The organism is Candidatus Magnetaquicoccus inordinatus, assembly GCF_004217665.1.
In the GTDB taxonomy this organism is placed as follows: Bacteria; Pseudomonadota; Magnetococcia; order Magnetococcales; family Magnetaquicoccaceae; genus Magnetaquicoccus; species Magnetaquicoccus inordinatus.
Window position 1 is genome coordinate 1 of the sequence record NZ_RXIU01000276.1, and the last position, 3,863, is coordinate 3,863.

The window sequence follows — 3,863 nt, forward strand, 5'->3', positions numbered from 1 at the left end:
TTGCCTTGGCGACGGGGTATCCTGTCTGCGGTCTTGGAAAGGAAGGGGAGTGCCTTCAACCTGCCAAATGATTCCCATTTCAATACAAGACTGGAAAAGCTCCCCTGGGGTAATGAGCCTCTGTTTCTGATCATGGCCGCACTGCTGGCGGCTGGAGGTAATCTTTCCTCTCTGCTGGCACTCAATCGCAGCGAACTGGTCATGGAGATGGCTGACAAAGAGCTAACCCGTCTGCGCGGCTTTGCTGGCAGGGTGGAAGAGCAGGCAGAGATTCTCTGTCGTTTGGCAGCCTGTGCCACCCTGACTAGAGGCTTGAGCAGAGAACAAGCCATGGAGTTGGCCGAGGCAGAAAAAAAGGAGTTGGGCTATGACTCCGCTGGGAGTAAAGGCTCCTTCGCCAACTGGCTGTATCAAGCACTTCCTGGACAGGAAAAAAATATTGCACCCATCCTCCCCGATCTGCTGGGAGAGGCAGTCATTCTCAAACAGTTTACCAACAAAATTTCTCCGAGTGTCGCCCGCTCGTTTGACTTGGCACCAAAAAATACCGCAGAAACGCTGGTCCACTGTGTTCAGGACTATTGCGATCCCTCCCATCCCAAGCAACACCGACAGCCCATTGACTGGCTGGCCCAACTGATCAGCCGTCCTGCCCTCGATCTGGAACAGGCCATGGCCATTGCTAATGCCGTGCCCTTAACCAGCATCGCTCTGAAAGAGCTGGCCGTGAAGGTACGTCAGGGTATTGTCAAGCGGTTGAGAGAAGAGATAGAACAGGAGCAAGAGGAAACATTAAATCCTCTGCTGGCCAGCTCATTAAATAATCTGGGTGTGGCATTAAACGATCTTGGCAATCGAAAGGAAGCGCTGGCGGCTACTGAAGAGGCCGTGGCCATCCACAGAGAACTCGCCGCAGCACACCCGGACGCCTTCAGGCCAGATCTGGCTACCTCCCTCAACAACCTGGGCATCCGCTTGGACGCCCTGGGCCGTCGCGAGGAGGCGCTGGCGGCTACTGAAGAGGCCGTGGCCATCCGCAGAGAACTCGCCGCAGCACACCCGGACGCCTTCAGGCCAGTTCTGGCTATGTCACTCAACAACCTGGGCATCCGCTTGGACGCCATGGGTCGTCGCGAGGAGGCGCTGGCGGCTACTGAAGAGGCCGTAGCTCTTTACAGACAACTCGCCGCAGCACACCCGGACGCCTTCAGGCCAGATCTGGCTATGTCCCTCAACAACCTGGGCAACCTCTTGAGCGCCCTGGGCCGTCGCGAGGAGGCGCTGGCGGCTTCTGAAGAGGCCGTGGTTCTTTACAGAGAACTTGCCGCAGCACACCCGGACGCCTTCAGGCCAGATCTGGCTACCTCCCTCAACAACCTGGGCATCCGATTCGACGCCCTGGGCCGTCGCGAGGAGGCGCTGGCGGCTACTGAAGAGGCCGTGGCTCTTTACAGAGAACTCGCCGCAGCACACCCGGACGCCTTCAGGCCAGATCTGGCTATCTCCCTCAACTTTTTGAGTGACCGCCACCATGCTTTCGAGCAACACCGGGAGGCGCAGTTGTTTGCCCAGGAGGCGGTAGAGATGCTCTCCCCCTACTTCCTGGCCTTACCTTTGGCCCATGGCCACAGGATGGGTTACATGGTGCAGGATTATCTTGAACGCTGCGAGGATGCGGGGATTGAACCAGATATTGAGTTGCTATTACCCATTGAGGAGCGGTTGCAACAATTGCAAAGCCAATAAACTGTGGGGAAGGATGCGCAGAGAAGGAGATCTGTTCCACAACGCCAAGAAAAAAATAGTGCCCGTGTGCGATTAATCCTTGGCAACAGCCTGGGCTTTGGTATATAAGCTCCGTCTGATTTGATAGCGCTTTGGGCCGTTAGCTCAGATGGCAGAGCAGCAGACTTTTAATCTGCGGGCCACTGGTTCGACTCCAGTACGGCTCACCAATTTTGCTGTATCAACGGTCACCCACAAGGTGACCGTTTTTGTTTGGGGGTGCGCCGGGGTTACACTACTGAGTTGCTATTCATCCGCAAAATCCAACACAAAAACATGCAAACAACGACCTTACTGCTCTCACAACACGCCACTAATTTTCTGGAAATTTACAGCAAGCTGAAAAGAATCACAAACGGTATGGTCGCCCTGGGTGTTTCGTGGGCACTGACATCTTTGCTGAACGGATGGGGATCAACATGGGTGGCTCTCCTTGGAAAATAGATTGATCCAAAAAAAACAGACTGAATACACATTTGATACACAAAATATCTTAGCCTGATGTTGCTGTTTATGTATTATATACACATCAACAACGGACGGAGGCAACAATGGGCAAGAGCATGAGCAGCCGGGAAGTGATCGAGATTTTGACAAAGGCTGGATGGCAGCTTGATTCGATTCGTGGAGATCATCACCACTTCAAACATCTTGATGTTGCTGGCAAAGTCACCGTGCCACATCCCCTCAAAGATGTCCCGTTGGTTATCGTCAAGTTGATTGAAAAACAAGCTGGAATCAAAATCAGTTAAGGAGGGCATCATGGAAATACGGCACTACCCAGCGATCATGTATCAAGGTTCTGAAGGGATCTGGGTTGGCTTCCCAGACATTCCTGGATGTGTGAGTTTTGGCAATACAATTCAGCACGCAGCAACCCAAGCAGAAGAGGCTTTGTCTGGGCATGTTGCGCTTATGGTCCGCGACGGAGATCCTTTGCCGGAACCGACGCCAATGGATCATCTTGATGAAGTTGCTCCTGATCCAGAAGATTCTGTGGAAGTTGCGCGGCTGCTGGTTCGGGTTGAAATTCCGGCGAAGTGGATTCGGCTCAACATGACAATGGCGGAAAACCTTGTCATTCGCGTGGACCATGCCGCCAAAGAGTTGGGGATGAGTCGATCTGGTTTTCTGGCGGAAGCAGCCAGAAGGATGCTTGATTCGGCAGGTTAAAAAAACCGGTTGAACCTGCGCGTCAGGCAACGTATCACAAAATCAGCCATTTTTCACTTGCACACCACACTTTCCACGAATCAAACGATCTTGGACAGGATGGTTGCGACTCCAAAGTTCAGGTGCTTTATTGGGACGGGAACAATTTGAGAATGCTGATGATGAACACCGCCTGACCGGCAGCTACACCGAACATCCACTTGATGGTTTCGGCCTTGGCTTCAGCAATCTTGGCTTCAAGTTCAGCCTTCACATCCCTGATGTCGCGCTTGGTCGCCATCTCAAGATCCTTGAGATCCCGCCGTGTAGCCAACTCATCCAGGTTCGCCTTGAAAATGCTGGAAAGGGTTTTGGCCTGCACCTCGGCCTGCTCTTCGGTAAACCCGGCGGCCTTCAGCTCTTTGACGTATGCGTGCGTGTCGAAAGTAACGGCTGTCATGGAGGTTCTCCAAATAAAATTAACCACTACACCAATTTACCACAAATCCCGCAGCACCCGGCAGAAAAATTTCCACTTGCCACCACCCGCCAGCAAGTGCACGGGAGCATAGCCGGTGTTTGCACTCCCTGTCTGTGCTGCTCTGGCGCTGAGGAGGCCGTTATTTTGCTCCGGGTGGCAACAGAAAAAAGTTGCCATGCCTAATTGTTGTAGCTACAATTTACATCATGAAGATTGCTTTTGATGCCAGCAAAGATGCCAGCAACCAGGCCAAGCATGGGGTCTCCCTTGCGATGGCTTCTCAACTGGACTGGTCGCTGGCCGTTGCCAAGCCTGACCAGCGCAGCGACTATGGCGAGAGACGCATGATTGGCTATGCCCCGCTTGTGGACAGGGCAAGCGCATTTGCCAATTTCCTCACTGTTGCCACAAGCGAAACTGTGCATGTCGGGCGTCCGCCCTCCCA

General features: G+C 53.4%; 5 protein-coding genes and 1 tRNA gene. 5 read left to right on the forward strand and 1 reads right to left on the reverse strand.

The features are described from left to right. The 4 genes from EJP87_RS14500 to EJP87_RS14515 form a co-directional block, all read left to right on the forward strand. Positions 1-1,746: tetratricopeptide repeat protein (locus EJP87_RS14500; RefSeq protein WP_130472577.1), on the forward strand; the 1,746-nt coding region annotated here is incomplete at its 5' end. 133 nt (positions 1,747-1,879) lie between these two features. Beyond that, positions 1,880-1,955, forward strand: a tRNA-Lys gene (locus EJP87_RS14505). Between the two features lie 381 nt (positions 1,956-2,336). After that, positions 2,337-2,537 (forward strand): type II toxin-antitoxin system HicA family toxin, encoded by a 201-nt coding sequence (locus EJP87_RS14510; protein ID WP_227657662.1) that lies wholly within the window; start codon positions 2,337-2,339, stop codon positions 2,535-2,537. A 10-nt stretch (positions 2,538-2,547) separates the two neighbouring features. After that, on the forward strand, positions 2,548-2,958 hold the full coding sequence (locus EJP87_RS14515) for a type II toxin-antitoxin system HicB family antitoxin (protein WP_130472578.1): 411 nt from the start codon (positions 2,548-2,550) through the stop codon (positions 2,956-2,958). A 127-nt stretch (positions 2,959-3,085) separates the two neighbouring features. On the opposite strand, the gene EJP87_RS14520 is transcribed toward EJP87_RS14515, so the two are convergent. Then, positions 3,086-3,397, reverse strand: coding sequence for a coiled-coil domain-containing protein (locus tag EJP87_RS14520; protein WP_130472579.1), 312 nt, complete (start codon positions 3,395-3,397; stop codon positions 3,086-3,088). A 227-nt stretch (positions 3,398-3,624) separates the two neighbouring features. Here EJP87_RS14520 and EJP87_RS14525 point away from each other — a divergent pair. Next, the coding region (locus EJP87_RS14525; protein ID WP_130472580.1) for a BrnT family toxin at positions 3,625-3,863 on the forward strand (239 nt) is incomplete at its 3' end.